This window comes from Phocaeicola paurosaccharolyticus JCM 15092 (assembly GCF_000613805.1).
GTDB classification, from domain to species: Bacteria; Bacteroidota; Bacteroidia; order Bacteroidales; family Bacteroidaceae; genus Phocaeicola; species Phocaeicola paurosaccharolyticus.
In genome coordinates this window covers 1-26880 of record NZ_BAJR01000020.1, presented here as the reverse complement: position 1 = coordinate 26880, position 26880 = coordinate 1, and the positions used below count along the sequence as shown (strand labels likewise).

Below are 26880 nucleotides of genomic sequence, written 5' to 3'. Positions count from 1 at the left end.
TTTTTAATGTGAATAATTTATTAACTATCGAAACAGATTGATTATTGGCATACTGCTTTCACTTGCTTTAAGAATGGTGTAGAAAGTACCGCCTTTGGGTTTACCATCATAGAAGGCAATCAATCCACTTGCATGAGCCAACATATAGTCATTGCGTCTCAACAGACAACCATTGCTATATTTCTCACGCAACACAATCACTTCATCGGCATTCTGCAAAGCGTATTGGTAGCGTTTCTGCTCATACTCACTGAACTTCTCACTTTGATTACGATACGGCACAACGGCAATCAACTTTACATCCGAAAACCTACGTTTCAATGCTATCACGCAGATGCAGCCAATAAATCGAACCCCATTGCCATGCCATTGATAAAATTACGATAACCACTTTGATAGAGTTCTATGAGGGCATTATCAACTGCTACTCTTAACTCTGGTCGCTTGTTACCAATGATGTTGCGATGTCCTGTGAATGCAACAGACTGACTTTTATTCAAAAATAATTTGTCCATACTCATGATACTTTATATGATGTTTTACCTAAAAAGAAACCGCCTAAGACATTGGCTCCAAAAGCTTCTAATTTATTGGCGAATGTTCCAAAACTGATACCTCTTGTTATTACATCGTCAAATACTAAGCAAGACTTGTTAGCAAAGAATGGTTCATCAAAATCTACCACTTGAACCTTGGTGATACTCTTTTCAGTGTTATGCTCATGCACCGCCAAACGTTCGCCTTGCACACTGATATGCGGATAGCCATTAATTGCTTCCGATAGTTCACAAACAATACGAGAAAACTCCTTGTAACGGATTTCATTCTTCTCTGCTGAAGATGCCGGAACACAACAAAACACAATCTCAGTGACCTTCTCACCAAACTGTGACTTTAGTTCGGCTGCCACTCTGACGGCAACCTGCTCAAAGTTCTTACCATCCTTGAAGTCCCAAACCATCTGACGAGCCAACTGCTGCTCAATGCCGATGTTCTTCTTTACCCGTACCGGATAGTATTTGAGGAAACAAACCTTCAATTTCCTAAGCTGCTTCAAAATGCTTTCATCTGTTATTGCCATATTCAAAATGAATTAGTTAAATGATTCATTTCCCTTACATTCAAGCTTTTCAACCTGACGAGGGACTATTTTTCTGCCGGCAAAGTGAGTGGCGGCAATAAGGCAAAACTGAGATAGAAAATACGCTCTATAGCTTTAGCTACAGAGGAAGATTTTTGATCATCAAGCTATGGCGTGTTTTGACGTTTGACAAAGACACTCGATAACTTTGCAGAGAAATACTCCATCGCTCTGGTGAACAAGATGATAGTCTTATCAGCTAAAAATAGGGAATCAAGAAGGATGTAAAAAAGGACAAAGCGAAGCCAAGTATAAAAGCCTATAAGAGGTAGCCTTGCGGATAGCAGTCTAAAGGACAATTATAAAAGTAACCTGCGTCCTGAAAGCAGAAAGCCCCAACTACCTAAGCAATCGTGGTTCTCTGTATATGGATAAGCAAAGGGATTAGAAATCACTCAAAGAAACATATTCAATCTCGTGGATAGCAATCTTCTCATCCAACTCGCAATCTTCAATCAGCTTTTCGGCTTGTTTAAAGTCATAGACGATTTTGCCTGTGAGTTTCTCAAGAATCTCGGCTACTTCGTCAAAGGTGGAATAATAATCCATACCTTCATCGAAATCATCCACAATGTAACGGGATGTGAGGTAACGTCCGTCTTCATCATTGCCTTGGAAAATACCACATCCAAGTTCTTCCACAATGAAGAATATCTGAACGTCATATTTCTCCATCAACGTGAAGAATAATTTTCGGCAGTCTGACCAAGCCGTCTCTGTCATAAGTTGGAAAGATGCAGTATCGTTGGCTTCATCAATGTCCGGTTCCTCTTGTAACCACTCGATTGTACCTCTGCAAGGAATTACTTCCGTTTCTGGGTCAATCTCTAGTATGTCTTTAACAACATATCCAAGCCAACTTGAATTTGGCAAAAAGGTTGTACCATCTTTCTCGTAACTGCGGTCTGTAGCAATCACTTGTTTGAACTTATTGTAGAGATTTTGAACTTCAGTTCTTTTCCCTACGATCTGATAATCTGTAGAAGCCCAATTTGGCATAGCGTAAAAAATATTAAGTTAGACAATAAAAGGTTTAATAAAAAGCCTTCGTTTTACACTGCCACAAAAGGTGCGCTGAAAATTCTCAAGCCAAGGGTTCATCGTTGTTATTTGCCTGAAAGGATCACAAATAACCACCATGGTTCATTGGCAGGAATGTAGCGTACATACCTTTGCAGTGAGAAAACAGAGAGGCTTGATAAACATTTATTGTAATCTAATAGCGCAGTGCCAAATGGTATTCATTAGTAATCATAGAGCCCAGATAGAAAAGGACATCCTCGTAAAGAATATATAACAGTCCAATTCTTTCGGGTGGGCAGGAATATCCGAAATAGTCAAGCCAAACATAAGAGAATGGTCTTTCGTAAAGCAGACTATTGAGGCAGAATAATGACGCAGTCACTATTTCCCCTATAGGCAAAGTGCGAAAGACGATTCTGTTTGGCTCTTTGCAGCATAGTGTCGAAACCATGCAAAAGTGGAGACTCTATGCGCAAACTATTTCAGATATTCCGGTGTGGGTGAAAGTATATAAAAGAATAGAAGCAAAGCAAGTATAACAGTATTCTTCAGAAGAAGACAAGTAGTATAAAAATGGATCCGCCGGGGGCATGAATAATTCAAGCGACCCGAAAGTCGCCTGAATCAAATCTTGATATTTAGAGTCTGCCCTCGTCGGCATAGCTATAGAAACTCTCATCGCTCACAATAACGTGGTCTAACAAACGGATATCACAAGTCTTAAAAGCCTCTTTTAGTTTGTTTGTCATCTTATCATCCTCCATACTAGGGCGTGTGTTTCCGCTTGGATGGTTATGGCAAATGGCTGCACAGGTAGCATTGCAAAGGAAAGCTTCCTTCAAAATCAAACGAACATCAACCACCGTGGATGTCAAACCTCCTTTGCTGAAACGCTGAACTTTAATCGGCTTACCGCCTTGATTGAGGAAAATCACCCAAAACTCTTCGTGAGTCAATCCATACAAATTTGGTTTCATCAATTGATATATAGAATCTGAACACGTAATGGTAGCTGATTCAGATTTGCGTTCTACGTTTCTTCTGAATAGTTCTATTACATTCATTGCAAACTTCTTCTTGGATGGGGCCAGAGAATTGATGAACTCATCAAATGACGTCTGTTCGTTTTCAACCTGCTTGTTAGAGATGTTGTAAATCAACTCATTGTCTGATAGACTGCGTAAGTCATTGTCGTAAATTGTAGTCATAACCATTATTTTTAATTTATTCTTGAATCTGGAGAAGCGAGGTGAGAGCCTTTAACCCTTTATTTCTCGCTGCATGCAGTTTTTTTTATTCCGTCGTCTATCGTCGGAGTATGTTTCGCCTTTATGCTGCATCATCAGGTATCCGAAAGAGAAGTCCACAAAGGTTTTCAACTGAAATACGACCTACACAGGTGGAGATTTCAATTGAAACTGAGCATGACCTTTGTATCTTCGACGGATACATACCTTTGCAGCGAGAAAGGAGAACATCCGATGGTTTTTGGCGCAGGAGATAAAGCTGCATTCAGAGGAAGAGAAATAATCGTCAGAGTAAAACAGGATAACAGAACCTGTAAAACAGGAATTTATAAATAGGCATATCCGTAATATCTACGGCAAATAAAAGAGATAAGCAATATGCGAGCAAGAAAAAAGCGACCCGAAAGCCGCTTTATCTGTGTGAGAAACCAAGAACTATTTCTTGGCCTTTGAAGTCTTAGCTTCCTGTCCGGCAGGATCTTCTTTTTCTTCGGCTGGACCGAACTCGGTAGCTACCATGATGATTCGGTTATGCTTGACACCATCCTTATCAGACCATTCTTCTGGCTTGAAGAATCCACGGCAAGTAACCATCTGACCTTTCTTCAAGAGGTCGAAAGAGGCACTTTCATTTTTGCGCCAGGTCTCAACGGCCATGAAAGCTGATACTCTGGTGGTATCTACACCTGCTTTCTCTGTGCGGCTGACTGCCAAAGAGAATCTTGCAACACTTGCGGTAGTGAACTGACGGATTTCAGCATCCTTACCAACGAAACCTGTAACTGCGAATGAATTTTCAATCTTCTTCATATCTGTAAATTTTTAGAAGTTATACAATCAATTTTTATATTGCCAGAAGATATTGCAGACATAGGGCAGCACCAAGGATAGCGGTGCAATACTCTTTTTATTCCAAGCATCAGAAAAAAATTGCGATTAAGCGAGAGAAGAGAAAACTTGTTTTCTCGTCCGAGTGTGAGCAATTTGGGAACAAAAAGGAAGATTGTGCCTGCTACGCCATTGGTCAGAATGAAATGTCCCGTAACAGCTAAGGCTGTGCTGCATTATAGCTTTGCAATGAGAAAAATGATGTGACTTCGCCCGAAAATTGGATGTGAAGCAGAACAGAAATATTGCAGGTGGTTTTGTCTAGGAGGTTATCCGTCCACAATAGCATGTGAAGCACTCTTGGCAGTAGCATAGAGATAATAGAAAAATAAAGATACCGATGTTAAGCTTTGCCATTGAAATTGCAACAATAGAAGTGCCCGAACTCTCAAAGTAAGGTCAGAACTAGCCGTGTAACAAGAATACACGAAGAACTGATAAGAATGAATCAGTGTCTATCACGGATCTCATAGTAACCTTTTGTGACAATCCGATGATTGAAAAAAAGGAAGGAAACCAAGACCAAAGGCAGAAACACTGTTTCGACTATAAAGTGGCATCGGTCGCAAAATAGCGAGTATAGACAATAAAAGAAATAAAAGGTTGAGATTCCTATATAAGTAGGCATAAAAAAGGATGTTTCGGAGAATAGAATCAAGCCCAGAAAAAATCCGGACTTGATTCATATAAGCAAAGCTAAGCGTAATTATCGAGGAAAATTGTGCTAAAATTGACATTTTCAACAATTTTTTGTTTGAAATATCGTTTTTTTTATTATTTCAGAACGATAATGATGAGAAAAACATTATTTTTGCAGGTAAGAAAACTAAAGATGTATCTTATGGAAAATAAAGATCTGAATCGTCTGAAGGTGGTATTGGCCGAAAAAAAGCGTACCAATAAATGGCTTGCTGAACAACTTGACAAAGATCCAGCTACAATATCCAAATGGTGTACAAACAGTGCCCAACCAACATTGGCGAATATGATACAGATAGCCAGATGTTTGGAGGTTGATGTCAGTGAATTAATCCGAAAATAGAACATCTGAATAAACAGGAGTAATATGTCAATAAATATAAATACATGCATTCGCAACTAAGCACTCGATAAGTGTTTTTGCAATTGTCGTTATCAGTATTATATCGATGACTTAATAGTGAAGTGTAAACTAATTTAAAAATATTACGATTATGATTAATCTTCAAAAAGGCCAACGCATTGAAATAGGCTTATCAAAAGTCGGCGTTGGATTAGGCTGGGATCCAAACGAGAGTACTGGTTTTGACTTTGACTTAGATGCTTCTGCGTTTATGTTAGGTAGCAATAAAAAGTTGCCACAGGATGAGTTTTTTATTTTTTACAACAATCCACTTTCTCCAGACAAAGCTGTTGAATCATCAGGCGATGATACAACTGGAGGTAATAGCGATGGTGGCGATGATGAAACGCTAACTGTTGACTTAACCAAGGTTGATCCTCGTATTCAGGAAATCGTATTCACCGTAACTATACATGAGGCTGCTACTCGTAAACAGAATTTTGGTCAAGTACACAATTCATATATCCGCATTTATGATGCTAATACTGAAACTGACATTGCTCGTTATGATCTTGATGAAGACTTCAGTATCGAGACTGCTGTAGAATTTGGCCGTCTTTATAAGAAAGGTGCTGAATGGAAATTTGAAGCTATGGGCATCGGTTACAAAGGTGGATTGCAGTATTTCGTTGATAAATATGTTGGATAATTATGGCTGTAAATTTAGTTAAAGGCGAGAATAAAGTTCTCAAAGATATGGATATTTTCCATGTAGGATTAGGTTGGGATGTTAATGAAGGTGCTTCTCAGTACCCATTTGACTTGGACGTTGCCGCTTTCATGATTGGTTCCAACAAAAAAACACTAGCTGATGATTATTTGGTTTTCTACAATTCATCTAAGAGAGTTCTTCCATCTAATTTAAAGATTATAGTTCCATCTTCAAATTGGCCAAGTACAGAAGAAGGGAATCAGAAAATGCGTCACGAATCTCGTCCTGTTGATCCAGAACTTTCTGTAATTGGTTCAGTTGATGATGAAGACGGACAAACTTCAGAAGATGGTGATGATGAAACCATGGACATTGACCTTTCTAAAGTTAGATCTGATATTCAAGAAATCATCATTTCCGTTAGTATCTACGAATACGAAAAGAGAAAACAAAACTTTGGTCAGGTTGAACGTGCATATGTGCGTTTATATAAGCCAGGGCATGAAAAAGAAGGTGCAGAAGAATATCGCTATGACCTTACTGAGGACTTCTCTACATGTGCATCAATTGAATTCTGCCGTTTATATCGACACAATGGTGAATGGAAAATACAAGCATTGGGTATTGGACATAAAGGAGGTTTAGAAGAACTTGTCTCAAAATTTATGTAATTATGGCAATTATTCTTGAAAAGAGTGGTGATAAGCACCGCATAAACCTTGATAAAGGAACTTCTTTCTCAGGTGAAATTAAAATCAATCTCGACTGGAGCAAAGGAGGTCTATTAAAAAAAATCTTTGGAGGTGGAGACATTGATTTGGATTTAGGTTGCTTCTATGAACTAAGAGATGGAAAGAAGATGCTGATAGATGGTCTTCAATTCTCTCATGGCCGTGGCGGTGATCGAAATCATCAAACTCGTCAAGGATGCTATACTCAATCCCCATGGATTTGGCATAAAGGAGATGACAGAGGGGGTTCATCAGAATCTGGTGAAACTATATTGGTTAACCCTAATGGCATTTCAAACATCAAACGTATAACAGTATACACTTTTATATTTGAAGGTGCAGCTAAGTGGGCAGATACCAACGCAGTTGTGAAAGTATCTGTTCCTGGCTGTGAAGACATTATTGTTCAGATGGGACAGCAAAGCAACAGCAAACGTTTTTGCGCTATTGCCTCAATTGAATTTGGTGTCGATAATTCAATGGAAGTAAAGAAGCTGGTTACATTCCATGATAATCATTCAAATTGTGATAAATGCTATGGCTGGGGATTTACCTACTCTGCAGGAAGCAAATAAATAGCCTATTGCAATGTTGCAACTTAAATCTGCTACTAAAGTGCCAAATGATGGAAAACGTTTCAACAATTTCTTGAGCGACATATACCTTTGTACATTTGCAGTATCAAATCAATAAAAGAAACACATATGATAAATCTAGAAAAAGGACAAAGAGTTAATGTTGATGTTCAACAATTCTCTATTGGATTGGGATGGGACACTAACCAATCAAACACAGGAGTTGATTTCGATTTGGATGCCTCTGCATTCATTTTGGGAGAGAACAAAAAGCTTCTTTCTGATGAGAACTTTGTATTCTACAACAATCTAAAATCACCTGATGGCTCTGTTATACACACTGGCGACAACCTAACAGGTGAAGGTGAAGGTGATGACGAATCAATTCTTATCGATTTAGCCAAAATAAGCCCTCTAGCAACTGAGATCTGCTTTGTTGTTACAATTCACAAAGCTGACGAACGTAAACAGAACTTCGGACAAGTTCATAACTCTTTCATTAGAGTATGCGATAAAAATGAAGAAATAATGAAATATGAACTTGAAGAAGATTTTAGCATTGAGACTTCTGTTGAATTTGGCCGTCTTTACAAGAAAAATGGTCAGTGGAAATTCGAAGCAATCGGTCTTGGATACAAGCAAGGTCTACAAGAATTCATCAATAAATACAACTAAAACGCTTTTAGAACTATGGCAATTAGACTAGAAAAAGGTCAGAGAATCAACCTTGAAAAATCGAATGGTTCTAAACTAACCAATTTTTGTGTTGGCTGCAACTGGGGTGCTATTACCAAGACACAACGCCAAGAGTTTATTGTGAACGAAGGCTTTCTTGGATTCGGTCGAAAAACAGAATGGAGAAATGTCAGTGTTACAATTGATGTTGACTTGGACCTTAGCTGCTTGATGTTTGATGAGGAAGGCAATATCTGCGACCACATCTACTCTCCACTTTATCAATTTTCAAAACATAACGTTGGTTTACCCGATGGTAAGTTAGATTCTTTGGATAGAGCTCTTCATCATACCGGTGATGACCTTCAAGGAGATCAAGATGGCGACGACGGACTTGATAACGAGATTATCACAGTAGATTTACAAAAAGTAACAAGCAAAGTTAATCAGATTGTTTTCTTTTTGAATATCTATAACAACGATGAATTCAAAGGTGATTTCTCAGAAATACCATACGCTTCCATTCGTATGTTTGAAGGTAAGCCGGACTGCCCTCCAAAGCAGATTTTTGCATCATACGATGTAGCTACAAAATCAAATTGCCAGGGTATGAGAGCTCTAGTTATGGGAAAATTGTATTGTCGCAATGGAGAATGGAAGTTCGCAGCACTTGGAGATGCATTCGAAGATAAATCCATCGTGAATACTATAGTTCGAGTTATTAAAGACTATTCAAAATAGAAAAGACATGGCTATAAGACTAGAAAAAGGTCAAAGAATCAACCTTGAAAAAAATAATGGTTCAAAACTGACCACTGTATGTGTTGGTGTAAACTGGGGAGCAATACAGAAAAAAGGATGGTTTGGGATGACACGTACTGAAGCTGTAGACTTGGATGCAAGTTGTGCTGAATTTGATGCTGAAGGAAACATCATAGACCGTGTATGGTTCCGCCACTTAGGTTCCAACGATGGAGCAATCAAACATAGTGGAGATGACAGAACAGGAGATACTGATGGAGATGACGGTTTGGACAACGAGGTAATTACTGTTGATTTGACTAAGTTAAATCCCAAGACCGATAAAATTGCTTTTGTGCTGAATAGTTTCCAACAACAAGACTTCAAGACAATTCCGTTTGCATCTATTCGTATTTACGAAGGCACTCCTACTGTTGTGAAAGAGGTGTTCGCTACTTACGATGTGGCTAACGACCCAACTTTTGCTGGTAACGTATCAATGGTAATGGGTATCTTCTACAAACGTAATGGTGAGTGGAAATTCAACGCTATTGGCGAACCTACTAAGGATCATGATTTTGAGAGTACTCTCAAAACCGTGAAGCAAAGATATTTGTAATATTATTAACAATATAAAGAATTTATTATGAGAAGATTACCTGTTTATTTACTTCTCGACTGTTCTGGTTCAATGTATGGCGAACCTATTGAAGCAGTTAAGAACGGTGTTCAAGTTTTGGTCTCTACATTACGCCAAGATCCTTATGCATTGGAAACTGCGTACTTGAGTATCATTACTTTCGACAGCTCTGCAAAACAAGTGACACCTATGACTGAGTTATCAGCCTTCCAACAGCCAAACATTGAGGCTAATGGATGTACTGCACTTGGTGAAGCTTTGTCTTTGCTCTCAACAAAAGTTGACCAAGAAGTCACTAAAACCACAGCTGAACAAAAAGGTGATTGGAAACCACTAGTTTTCATCATGACCGATGGTATTCCTACAGATGACATCACTAAAGGTTTAGCTGAATTCAAGAAAAGAAAGTTTGGTATGGTCGTAGCTTGTGCTGCAGGTCAAGGGGCTGACACAAATGTCTTGAAGAAAATCACAGAATGTGTTGTTCAACTTGATACCACGGATAGCGCAACTATCAAATCATTCTTCAAATGGGTTTCTGCATCTGTCAGTGCAGGAAGTATGAAGGTTGAAGATACAGGTGCAGATGTTGGTAGTATGAGTGAACTTCCACCTCCTCCACCAGAAGTAAACATCGTGGTATAACAATAGTATAATTTTAAACTAATCAGATTATGAATTTACAAGAATTTAAGGCTGAACTTCTTGCCGATGGTATAATTGATGCCGAAGAAGTTGCGAAATTGAAGGAAGTCCTTTATGCTGATGGTATCATTGACAAAGAAGAGGCAGATTTCTTATTCGAATTGAACGATGCTGTAACAGGCAAGGCAAATGATGCCTCTTGGGAAGCTTTTTTTATTCAAGCTATTGCTGATTTCTTACTGAAAGATGAAGTATCACCAGGTGAAATCGATGAAAATGAAGCCGCATGGTTAGTTGATAAAATCGGCGCTGATGGTCAGGTTGACGGAACTGAAAAAGCTCTGTTGGAAAAGCTGAAAGCAGAAGCTAAGAGTTTCCCTGCAAATTTAGCAGTTCTACTCTAAAAAAAATTGCTGTAGGCTTGGGATTAGAAGGCCCTAAGCCTACACGCAATACCTATTATCTAGTTAAGAAAGACTTATTTTAAAGTTTTAGAAACATGAGACGCTTACCTGTTTATATATTGATAGACACGTCCACTTCTATGCGCGGAGAACCCATAGAAGCGGTAAAGGGAGGCATTACGTCTCTTATAGAATCATTAAACCAAGATCCATATGCTTTAGAAACAGTTTGTTTGAGCATTATAACCTATAACGCTTCAGCTGAACAAATTGTTCCACTAACAGAAGTATATAAATTTCACCTACCAGAAATCATAGCAAAAGGTCGCTCGGCCTTAGGCGAAGCACTAATGCTGTTAACTTCAAAAGTTCCCGAAGAAGTACATAAGAACACTCCAGAAACAAAAGGTGATTGGAAGCCATTATTATTCATCTTATCAGATGGTGGCTATAGTGGACCAATTGCAAAACCAATTGCGGAGTTCAAAAAGCTTACTTTCGGTGTGGTGGTAGCTTGCGCTGCGGGTGAAAAATCTCATATTGATGTGTTGAGAAAAATTACAAACGATGTAATTCAGATATCAACTATCGATTCTACAAGTATCAAGTCATATTTCAAGTGGATATCCAGTTCAATTAGTACTACAAGTATGAAAATTGAAACTGCTGGAGAATATGATATGGCTATAGATGCTCTTCCACCTCTTCCAAATGAAATCAAAGTATTGCGTTCAACAAATAATTAAAACGACAATTTATATATATGGCACGTAGACTACCTGTTTATCTACTAATAGATACCTCCGGTTCAATGAAAGGAGAACCTATTGAATCTGTAAAGGTTGGTATCGAAGCAATGTTAAGTACATTGCGCAATGATCCATACGCACTGGAAACAGTAAGTATAAGTATAATCACATACGATAAAGATGTAAATCAGTTAATTCCACTTACGCCTATTGACGATTTACAAATGCCAGAGATAAGTACACCTGATAGTGGACCGACTCACATGGGTGCTGCTTTGGAAATGCTTTGCGAGAAAGTTGATAAAGAAGTAAATAAAGGCAGCAAAGAACAAAAGGGTGACTGGATGCCTCTTTTATTTTTAATGACCGACGGAAAGCCTTCAGATATACAAGCTTTTAACAATGTAATCCCCAAAGTTAAGAATAGCAACTTTGCAACGATTGTTTGTTGTGCAGCTGGTCCTAAAGCAAAGACCGAAGAACTAAGATTACTATCAGATAAAGTATATCAAATAGATACCCTAGATAGCGCATCCCTAATGAAATTTTTCAAATGGGTAAGCGGAATTATTGGAGAAGGAAATAAATCTATGGGAGCAACAGAAGAACTTGTTTTACCTCCTCCTCCAGAAGAAGTGAACGTAGTAATTTAAGTAATATGAATTGCAAATTAATCGGTAATGTTTTTCAAGCATTAGAAGCAACTTTGAATCAAGGAGAATGCTTCTATGCTGAGAGAGGTGCACTAATCTATATGGATAATGGTATTGATCAAGAAGTATTGATGTCTGGCAATGGTTTGGCTAGCGTAATAAGCAGCAAATTGTCAGGTGAATCAATCTTCTTAATAAAATATCAGAATATATCAAATTCGACAAAAAAAATTGTAGTATCTGGAAGAACAGGTAGTCTTAAATATATAAAAGTTACACCAGGTCATACACTAATTTTAAGAAGAGGTGATTATGTGGCATCAAATAATAGAGTTCAGATTGATCTAAATTTTTCTATAAACAAGTTACTCACTGGAGCTGGGTTTACATATCAAAAAGTTACAGGAGATTCTACTGTATTCTTTGATTGTATAGATTCTCTTATTGAAAGAGATTTAGTATCTGGTGAAGAAATTGTTGTTGATGAAGACCATATCAAAGCTCTTTATGATATTGACGATTCAAGAATATCAGTTCAAAGAAATACGAATATAGTAAGAAACCTAGTATCTGGAGAAGGCTTTTTAATGACAAGAATAACAGGCCCCGGCAAAGTATTTCTTTCAAGTGTGCCAATTATTAGATAACAATAAAAAAATAAATAATATGAGAAGATTACCTATCTATTTCCTCATAGACGCATCAGAATCTATGATTGGAGAACCTATTGAACAGGTTCAAAATGGTATGCGTACAATCATTCAGGATTTACGCGTTGATCCATACGCTTTGGAAACAGTATTTGTTTCTGTTATCGCATTTGCAGGTAAAGCGCAAAATCTTTCACCATTGACAGAACTATATAAGTTCTATCCTCCTACACTTCCTATTGGTGGAGGTACATCATTGGGAACAGCAATGAATTACCTTATGGACGATTTGGATAAATCTATTCAAAAGACAACAACAGAGGTGAAAGGAGACTGGAAACCTATCATTTTCTTGTTCACGGATGGAACTCCTACTGACGATTATAAAGCAGCCTTTGACAGATGGAATTCTAAATACAAAAGAAGTTGCAACCTAGTTGCTATTTCCATAGGTGATAATGTAAACACCCAAATGTTAGGTCAAATATCTGACAACGTTTTACGTTTAAAAGATACTGATGCTGAATCATTCTCAAAATTCTTCAAATGGGTAACAGCCTCCATTAAAACAACAAGCGTTTCTGTAACTGATTGTGGTACTGACGATATACAGTTAGCTCCTACTACAGGCATCAATCTTGAAAAAGTTGACACAACTAAAGCTTGCAAGATAGATGAAAACTTTGCTGTACTTTTAGGTAAATGCCAGACAACAGGAAAGAACTATCTAATCAAATATGCAAAGAGAATTAAGCCATTAGGAATTGAAGGACTAGAAGGATTCAATTGTATGGACTTTAAATTAGTTGGTGCATATCCCGTAGATAATGAAAGCTATAAAGCATTATCTCAAGAAGGTTCTACCAATAGAAACATAAATACAGCCGAACTTGTAGGAGTACCAACGTGTCCATGTTGCGGTAATCAGTTAGGTTTAGTCGTTTGTGAATGCGGAAATGTTTTCTGCGTAGGTGAAGAATCTCACAACAAATGTCCATGGTGTGGTCTTGAAGGTGAACTTTCAGCTATTGGAGCTGGTGGTGCTGATGTTAACAGAAGTAGAGGATAATCATGAGTTTAGTTACAACATTATTAGAGCAATGCGGAATTCAAGCATCACTTGCTCAGGGAGATGACTTCCAAAAATGGTTAATCAATGAAGCTTGGAATAAATATAAAGATAGTCGTATGAACAAAAGAATCGTTATCGAAAATCAGGTTAAAGATTTAAATATCAAGTTATCCAATGGCACAGTACGCAAAGACTATACTGCTAGTTTTTCACTGTCGAAGGATGTGGTAACTGATTTTTGGATTGATGGATGTGACCAATTAGGCTTAAAGTGCGACATATCAGAAGAAAACGAATGTACAATATCTGGCAAGCCATCTCAACCTGGTGATTTTAAGCTAAAATTATCATACAAATATGATGGTATGATTGACGGAGAAGAACCTTTATCAATAGAATTACCAATTGCTTTCAATCCAAATCCTCGTTCTTTGTGGAAAGATATTCCAACTGATAAAAATGTCATATTCTATAAAGACGATTGCGTTTGTGAATATGTAAAAGTTGAGGAAAAGGAAGAAACAGGTCCTAGAAAGGATATTGTTGCAGCTAGTCAACGTGGACGTTCTCACGCACAAGAAGGGAAAGCACGCGATGACCATTTCAAATTGGTTCATTGTGAAGATTCTGATTGGTATATCATTGCGGTTGCAGATGGTGCTGGTTCTGCTAAATACTCACGAAAGGGCTCAGAAATAGCATGCGAAACTGTTGTTGCGCATTGTTTGGAAAAACTCAAGGACAGTGCTGCCTTTGAAGAAAAAATCCGTGCATACAAAAATGCAGAGGACGAAGAAACGGCTCGTAAACAAATGGCGAATATTATCTATGATATTATCGGTAACGCAGCTTTTAAAGCTCATAAAGCAATCAATGAGGCATCAAAGGCTAATGAAAACTCAAAACCAAAAGATTTTGCAACCACTCTTATGTTTGCAATATGTAAGAAATTTGATTTTGGGTGGTTTATCGCATCATATTGGGTTGGTGATGGAGCAATGTGTCTTTATAATGAAAAGAAAGGTACATCAAAACTACTCGGTATTCCTGATGAAGGAGAATACTCTGGACAGACAAGATTCCTTACTATGCCAGAAATATTTAAAGATGCAACGGCTGTATTTGAAAGACTACGTTTTTCAATTGAAGATGACTTTACTTCCCTGATGTTGATGACGGATGGTGTATCAGATCCTATGTTTGAAACGGAAAACAACTTGAATGACTTTGAAAAATGGAAAGAGTTCTGGAATAAGCTTAAAACAGGATTTGCAGAGGATGAAATTGGTGGAGTTGACTTGTCAGACGATAATGAAGAATCAAAGACACAATTGTTGAAATGGTTAAGTTTTTGGTCTCCAGGCAACCACGATGATAGAACTATTGCAATATTATATTAACTATGGCACAGACGATAAGACTTACAGCAACCGATGGCTCCAATGTTGAGTTTATCGATGATGTTATCGGCTCAGGTGCAATGAAAGATGTGTACTTCAGCCCTGATAAATCCTATGTAGTGGGATTTTTTAGAAATACTCAAGACGCAATAGCAAAAGAACGATTGCAAAAGATTACAGAAATCTATCGTGAGCGAATCTTCAATCAAGCAGGTGGAGAGTACTGGAAATGTTTGTTTTGTTGGCCTACATTGGTAGAATGGAATGGTAAGTTGGGCATAGTTTGCCCAACTTATGATAAGCATTTCTTTTTTGAAGGTGGACGATTCAAAGGAAAAGAAAAAGAAGGCAAATGGTTTGCATCCGCTAAACTAAGAAACAAATTTGTGGAATCTGAGTTTAAAGGAACTTGGCTGACACATTTTCACATGTGTATTCAAATTGCACGTGCCGTTAAACGACTTCATGCCGCAGGTTTAGCCCATTCAGACCTGTCATATAAGAACGTTTTGGTAGATCCAAAGAGTGGTAAGGCTAACATTATAGATTGCGATGGTTTAGTCGTGCCAGGTCTATTTCCACCAGACGTTGTTGGTACTCCAGACTTTATTGCTCCTGAGGTTTTAGAAACTCGAAGTCTAAAAGTTGGTGATCCAAACAAAAAGTTACCAAGCATCCAAACAGATAGACATGCACTAGCTGTTTTAATCTACATGTATCTCCTTTATCGTCATCCTCTACGTGGAGGTAAAGTAAATGATATGGATGCAGCAAAAGATGAAGAATTGTCAATGGGGGCAAAAGCTCTGTTTATAGAACATCCAACAGACAAGAGTAACCGTCCCAAGGTAAATCAGTTAGCCCCAAGTGAATTGCCTCAAGGAGATGTTACTAAGTTGCCATATACGATATGTGGTCCTTATTTGAAGGAATTATTTGACAGAGCGTTTATAGATGGTCTGCATAATCCAAGTCTTCGACCTACAGCTGATGATTGGGTTACGGCCTTAGTAAAAACGACAGATTTAATTCAGCCTTGCCAAAACCCGAATTGTGAGGCTCATTGGTTTGTATTTGATAATTCGACAAAACCAAGGTGTCCTTTCTGTGGTAAAGAATATCATGGTCAATTGCCGGTATTGAATCTATATTATTCCCCAAAACCAGGAACGTTTCGCCCTGAAAATTACCGTTTGATGGTGTATGATAAGCAAACTCTATACATGTGGCACGTTAATCGCTTCATATTCCCAAATGAGAAACTTACAGATGACGAGAAAAAACCTGTTGGCGATTTCCACTTCTATAATAATCATTGGATATTGATTAATCGTCGATTACCGGATTTATGGGATAAAGATACAGATACGAAAATTGAGATTGGTCAATTTGTTGAACTTACAGAAGACAAAAAAATTCTGTTAGGGAAAAAAGATGGTGACAGATTGATTATTGTGCAATTGGTGAACAACTAATATGAAACGAACTTTTATTACTTTCGCTCTTTGTATTGCTACATGCTATATGTTAACAAGTTGTGGACTAATTTGGCAGAAGCAAAAAAAAGATTTTGCCAAAAAGTTATATTCTGAATATCCTACTGAAGAAGGTGATGAACCTTACGAACCATCAATTGTAACAAAGTTTGGTGGAGTAAAAGACACTTTTCTGATAGTAAAAAATGGAGAACAGTATTTCAGAATCAGTAAAGATGGAGAAAGAACAGAAGTTAAGTATTATAGAGTGAGGAGATAATTAAGAACTATGGTTTTTGTAATAAGGAATAATCAGCAATTCGGCCCTTATGACGAACATACCCTACTATCATATGTGAATAGCGGGCAAATTCTTTTGTGCGATAAAGCAAAAGATGCTAACAGCACAGAGGAAACCACCGTCAGAATTTTGCTTAAAAGAAATGGATTTAAAGCTAAAGTTTCTCATGGGGGTAACTTAGTAGCACAATTAAACAAAATCGGTTCAGAGCTGATTATTCCCAAAGACTCGTTTCAGAAAAAGAAATGGATATCAGATAAAACTCTTTTGATACTTGCCGCCATAGGATTATTTCCTTCTGTCCTGAGTTTCATGCCTATTGGTGGATACCTAGTATTTTACCTAGTATCTCTCTATTTTGCTGTTATATGGGGAATGTTTTTCTTTTCGTTCTTTAAAACGCCGCAAGTAACTATCAAAACAACTGTATTAGTATTTTTTCTAACACAGTTCTTCGTGTTCTTGATATGGGATATATTAGGGATTCCTGCCCTCAATCCATTCATGTACATGACAAAATTAGGAATACCTTTATCATTGATTGGATTTATACTTGGCGTTGGTGTTTCTGAAGAATTAGGTAAAGCTATACCAGTGTATATAATAGCAAGGAAAGCCAAAGAGCCTCTTATTCCACAAACACTGGTTTACTATGGCTTAATGTCAGGAATTGCCTTTGGTGTATTTGAAGGTGTTCAATATCAGACAAGTGTGAATGTTCAGTTAGATTATACATCTGCATTTTTTATGAACATTGCAAGATTAACTAGTCTTCCATTCCTACATGCTATCTGGTGCGGTATTGCTGGCTATTTTATTGCATTTGCCAACTTATATCCTAAATATCGAATATCACTTTATTTTCTGGCCATTGCAATACCAGCCACACTTCATGGTGTATATGATACTTTTTGTGGCAGTATATTGGGCATGTTTATCGCTTTGCCTATAACATTTATAGGTGTTATCCTATTGATGACTTACTTAAAGCAAGGAATTAATTATCAATCAAAATTAAGAAACTGATTATGGGAAAATGCAAGTATTGTGGACAAGATGCAGGATTCTTCCATAGTAAGCACGAAGAATGTGAGAAGAAATTTAATCAAGGTCTAGCTTCGATTAAACAAATTGTAAGCACGTGCTTTACAAACAAAGAAGATTTTTACCTTAAAGATAGGGAAATAAAGAATATAGTTGAGAGCTCACATATTGACAACACGGCGCTTCAACAAATTTACTGTAGCGTATTTGACGATGCTATTGATAATTATTTAAATGATGGTGTAATTGATACACAGGAAAATCAAACTGTAGCAAGATTTATGCAGTTTACAGGACTTCCACAATCAGTTTTGAATGCTAATCAATCTTTAGAGAAAGTCGTTCAATCAAAAGTTCTTCAAGATATTTTGCAAGGAAATGTTCCTGCTCCAAATATTACGATAAATGGTGATTTTCCATTTCTGTTAGGAAAGGGAGAACACTTAATATGGTTATTTAGAAATATTACATTACACCAACAAAAGGTGCAACGTGAATTTGTTGGTAGATCTCGTGGTGTTAGCGTTAGAGTTATGAAGGGTGTATATTATCGTACAGGAGGATTTAAAGGACACCCAGTAGAAACAACAGTAATGCAACGCATAGGGATAGGTAGTGTATGTCTTACTGATAAGAATTTGTATTTTGCTTCACCTGAAAAAAGTCTAAAGGTTCCATTTACAAAGATTCTTAGCATTGATTCTTATTCTAATGGCATAGGTCTTCAAAAAGATGGAGCTAGCGATAAGCCCATGTTTTTGGAAGGTCTTAACAGTTGGTTCACATATAATGTAATAGCAAACTTAAAATAATATTATGAAACGAGAAGAGAAGGTTGCTATAGTAAGAATCCTGTCAGATTTAATTAAGGCAGATTCCATTATTGATGCAGGAGAAATGGAGAAATATGCTGAGTTGAAAAACAAGTATAACATTTCAAATAATGAGGAGAAATTAGGTACAAAAACGACATTAGCAGAAGCCTTTTTAGTTATTTCTGAGGCTGATGACGATTTAAAAAACAGTTTTTACGCAGACTGTCTTGATATGACCGTTAGTGATGGCTTTTGTGCTCGTTCTGAAGCGTTATTGATGATTGCTCTGAAAATGATTTCTGACTCTGACATGAGTGAATGTGTAAAGCTTATCTCTATTTTAAAACCGGCTTTCAGTATTGCTTCATCATCCATATTGTATATTGAATCTCAATATAATAAGGGAGTGAACAATGCTATCATGAATAGTCATCGAAACATCTGTAAAGAGACCCAAATTGCAGGCTTCAACTTTATATATATTCCAAATATTGCACAGCATTATAAAACGGCAGATATAGAATTAATAAAGCAGATTACGTCATTCCTTGCTCCATCTCTTTCAGATGATGGTATTTTAAGTGTAATTGAGAGCCTACATTCGGTTACAACAAGTTCTTTTTGTAAAGATTTGCTATGTAATAAGTTGGGAATAACAATACTGAGAGATATAGATCCTTCTCTTCTTCTAAAAATAGGAGAAAGTTACGTTTACGAAGATATTTATGCTAATTATATTAAATTAGAAGTTAACGAAGATATTCTAAATACGTTACAAAAGGTTATAGATGATTTTACGTCGATGCTTAGTGCTGATTGTATTTCCGTATCTACAGCTGAAGAAAAAAGCCATCAATTCTTATATCACGGATTCTATAAGCAATTACTAGATATATTCTTAATTAGAAATAGTGTAAGAAGTAAGCTTTATATCAACCCTTATCGCGAAGAAATATACTTTCCCGACATAGATAATAAATTAGACAAACTTCATCGAAGAGAAAAAGCTCTTTATGTCTTATTGATATTAGAGACTAAAGAAGGTGGAGTCAATTTCAATCTTCCGAAATCAGCAAAGCAATTGGCATCTTATAATATGAAATTGGTAGAATTGCAAAAGAAATACCAATTGATTTATCAATGTTTTGGTGGAGATACTGCGCCAGATTTAAGTCAAGCAGAAATAAGAAGACCTATTGTAAGTTGTTTGAAAAGGAGTTTGAACGGTCTTAATGGTCTTTTATATAACTTATCCGATTACTTAATTGAAAAAGATGAGTACGGCAATTTGAAGGTAAATCTTGATGGCGAATTGATATACGTATATGATCCTATCTTAAGGAATATGGTTCATTTGTTTGATTCGGAGTTATACAAGCGATTAAAACAATTATAATATGAGAGGTTGCAACGTTGCAAGATATTTAGAATGCATAACATTCAATTCAGGCAAAACGTTTGAGAATTTGTCCTACGCACGTTTCTTGCCGTATCTTTGCAGTATGAAAACAACAAAAATATTATAAAATGAAGAAGATTATTTTAAGTGCAGCCATTTTGGCTATGGGTTTTATCTCAAATGTAAATGCTCAATCTTTCGAGTCTAGTATCAACACCGTTGGTTCTTTCGGATCATCACAAACGACATCTAGTACATTTAACAGTGTTAATACAAGTACACGTTATCAAAACGGTTACACTCGAAAAGACGGAACATTTGTAACAGGACATATGAAAACCACAAATAATGGTACTAACCTTGATAACTACTCTACTCGTTCTAACGTAAATCCATACACAGGAACGACAGGATCTCGTGCACAAGATTATTCAACACAATCTTACAACTATGGTTCTAGTAATACTATACAGACAGGTAGCCGTGGTGGTCAATACTATATTAATAGCAATGGCAACAAAACTTATGTACCAAAAAGAAATCGCTTTTAATAACATTATAAATCTATACAATATGAAAACCATATCATTAACTCTGTCAGTTGCAATATGTTTGCTATGTGTTTCCTGTGATTCAAAAAAGAACCCAGAGCATAGGACTTATGAAAGTAGTTATAATTCTAATTCTACAGCCACAGATAATTCTTCAGACGATTCTTATGTCAATAGTACACTTAGCACTGGTTCTAACCCTTATAATGATGATTCAAACAAGAATGATGTTGAAAACGATCCATACATCAGTAATTCTCTTAGGACTGGATCTTTAGCTTATTCTAATGAATCTTCTTATACTGGGAGCGATTCTAAAATATCAGTTAGTACTTCATCTGATTCAAACTGTGATGTGGTAGTGATACTGAAATCTGAAGGAGAAATTGTACGCAATGCATATATAAAGGCGGGAGGCTCTTATTCATTTAGTCTTCCCAATGGAAGTTATCAAGTGTTTTTCTATGGTGGAAGAGGTTGGAATCCTAATAAGGACATGGCTAATGGTCAAATAGGAGGTTTTGTGGCTAATGAATCTTACTCGAAAGATTCTCCCGTATCACTTTATAATCAAGAGCTGACTTATGAATTGATACCACAAGCAAATGGTAATTTCAGCACACAGCAAAGTAGTTCAAGTGAGATTTTTTAATAAAGCACAATGAGAAAGACAATACTCATATCATTAATCTTTGTAGTAATTATATCCATGTTTGGAATATGCAATAAAAAAACGAATAAAGCTCTGTTTAGAATATATATGGATTCTTATTCAGAACATGGACAAACAGAAATAAATAAATGGTTAAACATAATTCAATAAATAATTAAGCAAATGGAACAAAAGCATCATTTTAGCGGTCTTACCGATGCCGAAGTGCTCGAAAGCCGTAAGAAGCATGGCGTTAATATTCTAACGCCTCCCGAGAAAGAGCCTCTATGGAAACAATTCATAGAGAAATTTGAAGATCCACTTATTCGTATCTTGATGGTCGCTGGTGTATTGTCAATCGGCATCTCATGCTACGAGTATTGGAATCTACACGCAAATACAACTGTATTCTTTGAGCCTATTGGTATTTTCGTTGCCATCCTTTTAGCTACCGGACTTGCTTTCTATTTTGAATTGAAGGCAAACAAGGCTTTTTCTATCTTGAATCAGGTAAACGACGATGAACCAGTAAAAGTCATCCGCAACAGTAATGTAATTGAGATTCCCAAAAAAGACGTTGTTGTCGGCGACCTTGTCGTTTTGAACACAGGTGATGAAGTCCCTGCTGATGGTGAATTATTGGAAGCGGTAACTCTTCATATGGACGAATCAACTTTGACTGGAGAACCAGTTTGTGGAAAGAGTGTCAAGGAGGCTGATTTCGACAAGCAGGCAACTTATCCTTCAAATCATGTTCTACGTGGTACAAAGGTAATGGAAGGTCATGGTATATTTAGAGTTCTTGAAGTTGGTGACAAGACTGAAAATGGTAAAGTGTTTGAAGAAGCACAGATTGACGATTCAGTTAAAACCCCTTTGAATGAACAACTTGATGGATTGAGCGACTTAATTACTAATTTAAGTTATGGATTTGCAGCATTTATTATTGTAGGTCGTATTTGCCATTATTTTAGCTGGAATGCTCTTTCATTGTTTCTAGTTGTACCAACAGCTATTTTCTTTTATTTGGTTATCAAGAAATTCGGTGATTGGTCTTCAAAGACATGCCTTGCCACTATTATCATATTCTTTGCTATTTTCGTAGGAATGGTTGTCGGTCTTCACAGTTATTTGATGCCTGCGCAGGAACTGGCTGGATTATTGGCATTTACAATGAACACCTTGATGATTGCAGTAACACTAATTGTTGTTGCCGTTCCTGAGGGTCTTCCTATGGCAGTAACTTTGAGTTTGGCTTATAGTATGCGCAGCATGTTGAAGACAAACAATTTAGTTAGAAAGATGCATGCTTGTGAAACGATGGGTGCAACGACTGTAATATGTACAGATAAGACGGGAACACTTACTCAGAATAAGATGCAGGTTTATCAATCAAACTTCTATGATTTAAAGGATCAAAAGCTGTTAAAAGACGATGAAATGAGTGGTCTAATCGCTGAAGGTATTGCTGTAAACTCTACCGCTTCATTGGATTTCTCTACAAAATCACCAAATGCTATCGGTAATCCAACAGAAGGTGCATTGTTATTATGGTTACATTCACATGGAATTGATTATCGTGAGCTGAAAGAAAGTGCTGAACGATTGGATGAAGTCCCATTCTCAACAGAGAGAAAATATATGGCGACAATCGTCAAATCCGGTATCTCCGGAAAGAGAATTCTGTTTGTAAAAGGTGCTCCTGAAATTGTATTCGGTATGTGCCATAAGTCATGTGGTAATGTCGATAAATCTGACATTGATAAACAGCTACTTGATTATCAAAAGCAGGCTATGCGTACTCTTGGATTCGCTTACCAAATTTTGGAAGACGGAGACAAGTCAACAGCTGATGGTAAGGTTGTAGCTGAGAAACTATCTTTCTTGGGTATTGTAGCAATTAGCGACCCTGTTCGCCTTGATGTGCCTGATGCCGTTAAAGAATGTATAGACGCAGGTATTTCCGTTAAGATTGTCACAGGTGATACTCCTGGAACTGCAAGAGAAATAGGCCGACAGATTGGTCTTTGGAAAGAAACAGATACAGAACGTAACATTATTACAGGTCCTGAATTTGCAGATCTTTCAGATAAGGAACTATCAGAAAGAGTTATGGATTTAAAGATTATAGCACGAGCCCGTCCTATGGATAAGAAGAGACTTGTTGAAACTCTTCAAGCAAAGAATCAGGTTGTTGCTGTTACTGGTGATGGTACAAATGATGCTCCTGCTCTGAATGCGGCACACGTTGGCCTTTCTATGGGTGATGGTACTTCGGTTGCTAAAGAGGCTTCCGATATAACAATTATTAATAACTCATTTAGCAGTATTGGTAGAGCTGTAATGTGGGGACGTTCATTGTATCAGAATATACAACGTTTCTTATTATTTCAGTTAACAGTTAACGTTTCTGCATGTTTCATTGTTCTTGTAGGTGCCTTCATTGGAACAGAATCACCTTTGACAGTAACACAGATGCTTTGGGTTAACTTGATTATGGACACCTTTGGAGCAATGGCATTGGCATCTCTTCCACCATCTGAGAATGTAATGAATGATAAACCAAGAGACAGAAAGGCCTTCATTATTAACAAGCCGATGTATTTTAACATTATTGGTGTAGGTATGGCATTCTTCTTTATGTTATTAGCTTTAGTTTTGATATTTGAACATACAGATGTAACATGTATGAAAGATTTCTTGCATCTATCATTGGATGCATCTAAAGCCATCACTCCTTATGAGGAGACTTTGATATTCTCAATCTTCGTTTGGACTCACTTCTGGTATATGTTTAATGCTCGTTCTTTTGAAACTGGTAAGAGCATTTTTCAATCAAAGTTAAGCAGAGGATTCTGGACTATTATAGCTGTAATAGCTATTGGTCAGATTGTAATTGTTGAGGTTCTATATGAATTCTTCAATGTGGTTCCAATGAAATTAGAAGATTGGATAATCATCGTTGCTGGATCTTCTGTAGTTCTTTGGATTCGTGAAATCTGGCATTTGATTTCTGGCTCAAATAAATAATTCAATTAAATTAAATACAAGTGCACTTCTATTGTTGTTTAATAGGAGTGCATTTGTTTATTCATAATATTAAAAGTTATCTTAAACTCTAGTCTTTTGGTATTTGTTTTCTTCGGATAATCTGACTTAATTGTTACCCCCTTAAACACATCATTAAGAGACTTGAAGTAGAAGAATTCAGTTGGACCTTAACCTAAAATCAATGTTGTCTTATGCAACCTACCCCATATCAATCCTCCATATCAATAAAAATGCTACCTAGTTCCGGTTTAGCACCAAGTCTTCCAATGCGATAGGAATTATACAGAGAAAGATTCTTATGAAGTCCAAACGAATCTCCACGAGCATATTCGGACGAAGCTGTTTCTTTGTTTTTTTCAACAAACCATACCACGCCACGGTTTTCATTGATAAGATCCTGAGAAAGCAAAGCTGTCTCTTGACTAGTAATAATAAGTTGCGATTTATCAGAATTGAAGAGAAATACATTCAGATAATAGAACAACAAATCATAATGAAGGTCTTCGCCAAGTTCGTCCAAATAGTAGACATGAGAACCTGTAACCATGTCATACAAGGTATTGAGAATACGAACATACTTCATTGTCCCTTTAGACTGAAGCCTTAGTGGAATTTCAAAAGTTTCATTCTTTGAATGATTCAAAAAAGTAATAGACTCAACAGTTGTCTTTAGTAAAGCCTCTTTCATGTTATCTGGTATGTTCTCCTGCTTGATTCGCTCTCTGAACTCTTGAGAAATAGTTCGGTCTTCAATCGTAGGCTTATATTCAACAATGTTCAAATCCGCTTTACAAAGCATCTGATTAAAGAATTTGCGTTTCTTGTTATCAGCATAAGCTTCGTTCAAAATATCCACAATACCTTTTTCTTTCTCGCCATCTCCATCAACATCATGACAATTGGACATAATCCAATTGCTCAACACATTGAATGGCTCGATGTCCTCTTTAAAAGCCGCTTTATTACAAACGGAAAGTACGCTATGATTATTGAGCGTATTTTCCCTTATACTATCTTGTGTTTTGATTTGTAGTTTAAGGCTCGGACCAAATTTAATATCAGCCTGAACCTTGTCTTCTACAAAAGTACGTTCATAGAACAATGACTTAGCTTTCTTGGGATAATAATTCAGAATTTCTTTGAGTATATAGTTCCCGTTGAAAGTTACATCATAATCATATCTTATACCTTCAGCAAAAAATGAAACATGCATTTCTGTTGGCTTATCCGATGTCAAAGCAAAAGGAATAAACCCTAATATTTTTTTTGTGGCATTTGATTTAGGCATAACCATTAAACGAAATACTTCATTCATGGCAATGAGCATATTTGATTTTCCTGAAGCATTAGAACCATACAGGATAGCCAATTTGTATAAGAATACGTCTTCTGCAACTTCGGAAACAAGTTCAGAAGCAGGTCCTTTAGCAACAAAACTCAGTTCTTGTTTGTCGCCTATTGACAGATAGTTCTTAACCCAAAAATCTCTAATCATATTGATGTCATATTTAAGATGTTAATTTCTCTATGCTGCAAAGGTATAGAATTTATTTAGAACAAAACAAGAATATCTGTTATTATGGTACTATTTCTCCGTTTTTTAATGTTTTATATTAATTATCGAATAAATATTATGCAATATTCGTCATAACACTACATAAAACTATTAATCTTATCAGGTTCACTAAAACACTTTACAAGGGTGTGTTTGCTTGACTAAATGGCATACATTTCAACCAAGAAAAAAATATCCAGCTAAGTTATAGTCTCAAGCATAAACCAGCTAAGTTTATCGGTTTAGGTTTACCTCATGATATATATACATGCCCATTAAACTAAACTCAAATCCCTTTCTTTCATAATGACATGTATGAGCTTTCACTTCTTAGAGCACAAGTTTAAGTTTACCTTATATGTATATAAGAAGGAATAAACTTAAACCTAAACTCGAAGAGTTATTCAGCACCATCCTATAATACGCTATCCTGAGATATATTTAAATTCACATAAGACATCTACTTCACTTTCCACTGTAAAATTTATGAAATATATTCCTGCGCATTTCATCAATGGCAACCTCCAGTCTGATATTATCTTCTTTTCTTGGTTGAAACAGATGCCTTACATATCATATTCAATAGGACAGAGAAACATATAGGCAATTATCATACAAAAATGAACATAGGGACAAAAACTAATCAAGCAGAATTGATAATGCGTTCAATAGTAGCCTTATTCTGAGAAATATAACTATCTTTGTACCATACATGAGCTAAAAGCGTACATAGTAAAAGAATGATATTCTTTACCAATGACTGACATGTTGAGGCACTTGCACAGTTGGCGAAATAGAAGGCGAATTTAAACTAATGAACGACATCACGAAGCACACCGCTAAATGTCGCCAATTAGGGCTAATTAGCACTTCCGCAACTATAAATAAAGTTAAGTAAGTTAAATCTTTAAGACGATGCAGAAATCTACCGAAATGATACCGAATTTACAATATATTGAATATCAATTATTTACACATCGTAAATATTCGGCTCAAATTTCATTCCTATTTTATATAACTCACTAAAATCCATATAACTATTGTTTGCT

Annotated in this window: 28 protein-coding genes and 1 pseudogene; 23 read left to right on the top strand and 6 right to left on the bottom strand. The window is 36.6% G+C overall.

Annotated elements, in window-relative coordinates; translation table 11 throughout:
• Positions 1-24: 24 nt before the first annotated feature.
• The 4 genes and pseudogenes from JCM15092_RS18025 to JCM15092_RS09230 all read right to left on the bottom strand — a co-directional run bounded on the left by JCM15092_RS18025 (position 25) and on the right by JCM15092_RS09230 (position 3372).
• Positions 25-515, bottom strand: a pseudogene (locus tag JCM15092_RS18025) (SLOG family protein).
• A gap of 2 nt (positions 516-517) precedes the next feature.
• The gene (locus JCM15092_RS09245; protein WP_024994416.1) at positions 518-1081 is read right to left on the bottom strand and encodes a phosphoribosyltransferase; all 564 of its coding nucleotides are present in this window, start codon (positions 1079-1081) and stop codon (positions 518-520) included.
• Between the two features lie 444 nt (positions 1082-1525).
• Positions 1526-2140, bottom strand: coding sequence for a hypothetical protein (locus JCM15092_RS09240; RefSeq protein ID WP_024994415.1), 615 nt, complete (start codon positions 2138-2140; stop codon positions 1526-1528).
• 662 nt (positions 2141-2802) lie between these two features.
• Entirely contained in the window at positions 2803-3372 is a 570-nt protein-coding gene (locus JCM15092_RS09230) for a JAB domain-containing protein (RefSeq protein WP_024994414.1), read from the bottom strand.
• 123 nt (positions 3373-3495) lie between these two features.
• Between JCM15092_RS09230 and JCM15092_RS09225 the strand changes: the two genes are divergently transcribed.
• Positions 3496-3747: a hypothetical protein gene (locus tag JCM15092_RS09225; RefSeq protein ID WP_024994413.1), complete on the top strand. Its 252-nt coding sequence runs from the start codon at positions 3496-3498 to the stop codon at positions 3745-3747.
• 99 nt (positions 3748-3846) lie between these two features.
• On the opposite strand, the gene JCM15092_RS09220 is transcribed toward JCM15092_RS09225, so the two are convergent.
• The gene (locus tag JCM15092_RS09220) at positions 3847-4221 is read right to left on the bottom strand and encodes a single-stranded DNA-binding protein (RefSeq protein WP_024994412.1); all 375 of its coding nucleotides are present in this window, start codon (positions 4219-4221) and stop codon (positions 3847-3849) included.
• A gap of 919 nt (positions 4222-5140) precedes the next feature.
• On the opposite strand from JCM15092_RS09220, the gene JCM15092_RS09215 reads away from it, so the two are divergent.
• From JCM15092_RS09215 to JCM15092_RS09100, 22 genes are all read left to right on the top strand, one after another.
• A complete protein-coding gene (locus JCM15092_RS09215; RefSeq protein WP_024994411.1) occupies positions 5141-5341 on the top strand; it encodes a helix-turn-helix transcriptional regulator in 201 nt (66 codons plus the stop codon).
• Positions 5342-5492: 151 nt separating this feature from the next.
• Entirely contained in the window at positions 5493-6050 is a 558-nt protein-coding gene (locus JCM15092_RS09210; RefSeq protein WP_185091810.1) for a TerD family protein, read from the top strand.
• 2 nt (positions 6051-6052) lie between these two features.
• Positions 6053-6724 carry a TerD family protein gene (locus JCM15092_RS09205; RefSeq protein WP_024994409.1) on the top strand — a complete coding sequence of 224 codons (672 nt, stop codon included), beginning with the start codon at positions 6053-6055 and terminating at the stop codon, positions 6722-6724.
• 2 nt (positions 6725-6726) lie between these two features.
• The gene (locus tag JCM15092_RS09200; protein WP_024994408.1) at positions 6727-7359 is read left to right on the top strand and encodes a stress protein; all 633 of its coding nucleotides are present in this window, start codon (positions 6727-6729) and stop codon (positions 7357-7359) included.
• Positions 7360-7488: 129 nt separating this feature from the next.
• Positions 7489-8034: a TerD family protein gene (locus JCM15092_RS09190; RefSeq protein ID WP_024994407.1), complete on the top strand. Its 546-nt coding sequence runs from the start codon at positions 7489-7491 to the stop codon at positions 8032-8034.
• A 15-nt stretch (positions 8035-8049) separates the two neighbouring features.
• Positions 8050-8775, top strand: coding sequence for a TerD family protein (locus tag JCM15092_RS09185; RefSeq protein WP_024994406.1), 726 nt, complete (start codon positions 8050-8052; stop codon positions 8773-8775).
• 7 nt (positions 8776-8782) lie between these two features.
• Positions 8783-9394, top strand: a complete 612-nt coding sequence (locus JCM15092_RS09180; protein WP_024994405.1) for a TerD family protein — start codon at positions 8783-8785, stop codon at positions 9392-9394.
• 27 nt (positions 9395-9421) lie between these two features.
• Positions 9422-10060 (top strand): vWA domain-containing protein, encoded by a 639-nt coding sequence (locus tag JCM15092_RS09175; RefSeq protein WP_024994404.1) that lies wholly within the window; start codon positions 9422-9424, stop codon positions 10058-10060.
• Between the two features lie 29 nt (positions 10061-10089).
• Positions 10090-10464: a tellurite resistance TerB family protein gene (locus tag JCM15092_RS09170; RefSeq protein WP_034541837.1), complete on the top strand. Its 375-nt coding sequence runs from the start codon at positions 10090-10092 to the stop codon at positions 10462-10464.
• Between the two features lie 95 nt (positions 10465-10559).
• Positions 10560-11210, top strand: a complete 651-nt coding sequence (locus tag JCM15092_RS09165; protein ID WP_024994402.1) for a vWA domain-containing protein — start codon at positions 10560-10562, stop codon at positions 11208-11210.
• Positions 11211-11227: 17 nt separating this feature from the next.
• On the top strand, positions 11228-11866 hold the full coding sequence (locus tag JCM15092_RS09160) for a vWA domain-containing protein (protein ID WP_024994401.1): 639 nt from the start codon (positions 11228-11230) through the stop codon (positions 11864-11866).
• 5 nt (positions 11867-11871) lie between these two features.
• A complete protein-coding gene (locus tag JCM15092_RS09155) occupies positions 11872-12513 on the top strand; it encodes an AIM24 family protein (protein ID WP_024994400.1) in 642 nt (213 codons plus the stop codon).
• A gap of 19 nt (positions 12514-12532) precedes the next feature.
• Positions 12533-13585, top strand: a complete 1053-nt coding sequence (locus JCM15092_RS09150) for a TerY-C metal binding domain-containing protein (RefSeq protein ID WP_024994399.1) — start codon at positions 12533-12535, stop codon at positions 13583-13585.
• Positions 13586-13704: 119 nt separating this feature from the next.
• The gene (locus JCM15092_RS09145; protein ID WP_235782309.1) at positions 13705-14988 is read left to right on the top strand and encodes a PP2C family serine/threonine-protein phosphatase; all 1284 of its coding nucleotides are present in this window, start codon (positions 13705-13707) and stop codon (positions 14986-14988) included.
• A 2-nt stretch (positions 14989-14990) separates the two neighbouring features.
• Positions 14991-16463, top strand: a complete 1473-nt coding sequence (locus JCM15092_RS09140; protein ID WP_024994397.1) for a helix-hairpin-helix domain-containing protein — start codon at positions 14991-14993, stop codon at positions 16461-16463.
• 1 nt (position 16464) lies between these two features.
• Positions 16465-16743, top strand: a complete 279-nt coding sequence (locus tag JCM15092_RS09135; protein ID WP_034541836.1) for a hypothetical protein — start codon at positions 16465-16467, stop codon at positions 16741-16743.
• Positions 16744-16752: 9 nt separating this feature from the next.
• Positions 16753-17790, top strand: coding sequence for a PrsW family glutamic-type intramembrane protease (locus JCM15092_RS09130; protein WP_024994395.1), 1038 nt, complete (start codon positions 16753-16755; stop codon positions 17788-17790).
• A gap of 2 nt (positions 17791-17792) precedes the next feature.
• Positions 17793-18620 (top strand): hypothetical protein, encoded by an 828-nt coding sequence (locus tag JCM15092_RS09125; protein ID WP_024994394.1) that lies wholly within the window; start codon positions 17793-17795, stop codon positions 18618-18620.
• 4 nt (positions 18621-18624) lie between these two features.
• Positions 18625-20019, top strand: coding sequence for a hypothetical protein (locus JCM15092_RS09120; protein WP_024994393.1), 1395 nt, complete (start codon positions 18625-18627; stop codon positions 20017-20019).
• A 131-nt stretch (positions 20020-20150) separates the two neighbouring features.
• The gene (locus JCM15092_RS09115; protein WP_024994392.1) at positions 20151-20573 is read left to right on the top strand and encodes a hypothetical protein; all 423 of its coding nucleotides are present in this window, start codon (positions 20151-20153) and stop codon (positions 20571-20573) included.
• Between the two features lie 22 nt (positions 20574-20595).
• Complete coding sequence (locus JCM15092_RS15635) at positions 20596-21225, top strand: hypothetical protein (RefSeq protein WP_051532529.1); 630 nt, start codon at positions 20596-20598, stop codon at positions 21223-21225.
• Positions 21226-21408: 183 nt separating this feature from the next.
• Positions 21409-24255 carry a cation-translocating P-type ATPase gene (locus tag JCM15092_RS09100; protein ID WP_024994390.1) on the top strand — a complete coding sequence of 949 codons (2847 nt, stop codon included), beginning with the start codon at positions 21409-21411 and terminating at the stop codon, positions 24253-24255.
• Positions 24256-24484: 229 nt separating this feature from the next.
• Here JCM15092_RS09100 and JCM15092_RS09095 read toward each other — a convergent pair whose 3' ends face one another.
• Positions 24485-25771, bottom strand: coding sequence for an AAA family ATPase (locus tag JCM15092_RS09095; RefSeq protein ID WP_024994389.1), 1287 nt, complete (start codon positions 25769-25771; stop codon positions 24485-24487).
• Positions 25772-26880 lie beyond the last annotated feature (1109 nt).